A 3,140-nucleotide genomic window follows, 5' to 3' on the forward strand; every position below is an offset into this window, starting at 1 on the left:
AGCGCGCTCCGCGGCGGGGCGGCGGGTCCGGGCGGGCGGGACGGGCGGCGGGTGAGTCGGCACGGCTGCGGAACGTGCACGAGCGGGGCCGGTGCGAGGGGCCGGGCGTGATCCCGGTGTCGCTCGGCGTCAGCGCGGGCGCTGGTCCGGTTTCACCGAGTGCTCGGGACGTGTCGCCGCTCGTGGCCGGTCGCGCCTCGCCGGACCAGCCGCGTTCCGGGTTCCGGACGGCGCTCTCGCAGCGGGCGAAGCGGCACGGCCGAGCCGTGGTCCAGCGCTTCCGACGACGCGGCGGCACCCCGGCATGGCACGGCACGTACGCGGACGAGAGGGCGAAGCCGTCCACGACGAGGCCGTCCGGCGGATCGGCGCACCAGCCGGAATCGATCGCCACGTGGCAGTGCGGGCAGCCGTGGCCGTGCCGCGTACGTCCCACGCCAGGATGGCAACCGGCACAGACCTCGCCAGCGGCTCAGCCCCACCGCCACCCACACGGCCAACCCCGGCCCCGGCCCCGGCCCCGGCCCCGGAGGGCTAGCGTGCCGGGATGGAACGCGTGGAGCGGGTGGTGGGGGCCGTTGTCGGCTCGGCGGTCGGGGATGCGCTCGGGGCGCCCTTCGAGTTCGGGGAGGAAGGAGCCTTCTCGGCACGGTTCCCGGTGGCGGGGTCGGGCGGCGAGATGTGCGGGGGTGGCGGCTGGGAGCCGGGCGAGGCCACGGACGACACGCAGATGGCCGTGCTGGTCGGGGAGTCGCTGCGGGAGCGGGGCAAGCTCGACCTGCCGGACGTCTTCGAGCGATTCCAGCGATGGGCGCGGGCGGAGCCCAAGGACATCGGGCTCCAGACGGAGGACGTGCTGACCAGCGGGGACCCGTGGGACCTCGCCGCCGCCCTGCACTTCCAGGTCAACATCCGCGCCGCCGGGAACGGTGCGCTGATGCGGGCCGCCACCTCCGCCGTGTACTTCGCGGGCGCCGGGCGTGCGGCCACGGGGGACGCGGGGCGGCGGCTCGCGGCGCTCACGCACGGCGACCGGGCCGCCTGGGAGGGCACGGCGATCTTCCACGAGCTGGTACGGCTCGCGCTGAGCGGCGCCGACCCGCTCGCCGCGCTCCCGGAAGTGCTCGGCCATGTGCACGCCGAGCACCGCGCCCGGTACGCGACGGTGCTCGCCCCCACGTGGCACCCCGAGGACGCAACCGAGTTCAACGGCGCCGTCTGGCCGTGCCTCGGCTCGGCGGTGTGGGCGCTGCGCACGACGAACGGCTTCGAGGCGGCGCTGCGGGCCGCGATCGATCTCGGCGGCGACACGGACACGGTGGCGGCGGTGACGGGCGGGCTGGCCGGGGCCTGGTACGGGGCCGGGGCGATCCCCGCGCGGTGGACGGAGCCCTTGCACGTACCGCTGCCGGGGTGGGAGGGACGGGTGCTGCGGACGGAGGATCTGCGACGGCTCGCCGAGGACCTCGCGGGTGAGTGAGTACTCACCCACTCAGCCGCCCCCCTCCCCCGGGCCGCCCCCCTCCCCCGGGCCTCCGCCCGCGCCCCTCGCCGCCCCTCAGGCCCCCTGGAAGAGCCATTCCGCGCGGAGTTCCGCGTAGCGGGGCTTGATGACCTCGTTGATCATGGCGAGGCGTTGGTCGAACGGGAGGAAGGCGGACTTCATGCCGTTGACCGTGAACCACTGGAGGTCGTCGAGGGTGTAGCCGAAGACGTCGACGAGGTGGCCGAACTCGCGACTCATCGTCGTGCCCGACATGAGGCGGTTGTCGGTGTTGACGGTGCAGCGGAACTTGAGGCGGCTCAGCAGGCCGATGGGGTGTTCGGCATAGGAACGGGCCGCGCCGGTCTGAAGGTTGGAGGTGGGGCACAGCTCCAGCGGGACGCGCTTGTCCCGTACGTACGAGGCGAGCCGGCCCAGCGAGACGGTGCCGTCCTCGGCCACGGTGATGTCGTCGATGATGCGGACACCGTGGCCGAGCCGGTCGGCGCCGCACCACTGGAGGGCCTCCCAGATCGAGGGCAGGCCGAAGGCCTCGCCCGCGTGGATCGTGAAGTGGTTGTTCTCCCGCTTGAGGTACTCGAAGGCTTCGAGGTGGCGGGTGGGAGGGAAGCCCGCCTCGGCGCCGGCGATGTCGAAGCCGACGACGCCCCGGTCGCGGTAGGTGTTGGCGAGCGTCGCGATCTCCAGGGAGCGCGCCGCGTGCCGCATCGCGGTGAGCAGCGCGCCGACCTTGATGCGCAGTCCCTCGGCGGCGGCGAGGCGTTCGCCCTCGCGGAAACCGTCGTTGACGGCCTCGACGACCTCTTCGAGGCCGAGCCCGCCTTCGAGGTGCTGCTCGGGCGCGTACCGGACCTCGGCGTACACGACGCCGTCGGCGGCGAGGTCCTGGGCGCACTCGGAGGCGACCCGGAAGAGCGCCTCGCGCGACTGCATGACGGCGGTCGTGTGCGCGAAGGTCTCCAGGTACCGCTCCAGGGAGCCGGAGTCGGCGGCCTCGCGGAACCAGATGCCGAGCTTCTCGGGATCGGTCTCGGGGAGCCCCGAGTACCCGGCCCGGCGCGCGAGTTCGGCCACGGTCGCGGGGCGCAGTCCGCCGTCCAGGTGGTCGTGGAGCAGCACCTTGGGGGCACGCAGGATCTGGTCGGCTGTGGGCAGCGCGCGGGCGGCCTTGACGGCACGGTCGGTGGCCGCGCCCGGGGTGCCGGAAGGGCTGGGGCGTGTCATGGCGGCACTCTAACCGCCCACCGCCTACGCGCGTAGACGAAGGGCCGGAAACGTGCGCCGATATCCAACAGTGACCCTGCGGACGGGCAGCCTCCGCTCTCGTTTCTGCCAAGGTTCTTCCATGGCACAGCGAACGACGCCCGAGGACGGACCCCGCCTGGGGCGGATGACGGGAGCGGGCCCGGAGGCGGTGAACGCCGTCGTCCTGGTGCTGCCCTCGCGTACGGGACGGGCCGGTGACGGTTTCGGTACGGGGGCGACGGTGCGGCGCCTGGCGCGGGCGCTCGCGCGGCGCGGCGCGAGCGCGGGCCTCGCCACGTACACGGTGCGGGTGCCGGGCGGCGGGGACCCGGTGGAGTCGGCGGAGCGGGCGGCGCGGTGGGCGGCGGACGAGAGCGTACGGCGGCACGGC

Annotated in this window: 2 protein-coding genes and 2 pseudogenes; 2 read left to right on the plus strand and 2 right to left on the minus strand. The window is 74.4% G+C overall.

Annotated elements, in window-relative coordinates:
• Window positions 1–436: pseudogene (locus tag G3I42_RS37220) on the minus strand (hypothetical protein); the annotation flags it as partial.
• A gap of 111 nt (window positions 437–547) precedes the next feature.
• Between G3I42_RS37220 and G3I42_RS33595 the strand changes: the two are divergent.
• Window positions 548–1,480 (plus strand): ADP-ribosylglycohydrolase family protein, encoded by a 933-nt coding sequence (locus G3I42_RS33595; RefSeq protein ID WP_164291450.1) that lies wholly within the window; start codon window positions 548–550, stop codon window positions 1,478–1,480.
• A gap of 78 nt (window positions 1,481–1,558) precedes the next feature.
• Here G3I42_RS33595 and G3I42_RS33600 read toward each other — a convergent pair whose 3' ends face one another.
• Entirely contained in the window at window positions 1,559–2,728 is a 1,170-nt protein-coding gene (locus G3I42_RS33600) for an adenosine deaminase (protein ID WP_164291451.1), read from the minus strand.
• Window positions 2,729–2,849: 121 nt separating this feature from the next.
• Here G3I42_RS33600 and G3I42_RS33605 point away from each other — a divergent pair.
• A pseudogene (locus tag G3I42_RS33605) lies at window positions 2,850–3,140 on the plus strand (alpha/beta hydrolase); the annotation flags it as partial.

Origin of the sequence: Streptomyces sp. SID11385 (assembly GCF_010548245.1) — a bacterium.
Taxonomy (GTDB): domain Bacteria; phylum Actinomycetota; class Actinomycetes; order Streptomycetales; family Streptomycetaceae; genus Streptomyces.

Bases quoted from the DNA above. Each gene is read 5' to 3' on its own strand.
- G3I42_RS33595 (WP_164291450.1), top strand. From the start codon at position 548: ATGGAACGCGTGGAGCGGGTGGTGGGGGCCGTTGTCGGCTCGGCGGTC.
- G3I42_RS33600 (WP_164291451.1), bottom strand. From the start codon at position 2,728: ATGACACGCCCCAGCCCTTCCGGCACCCCGGGCGCGGCCACCGACCGT.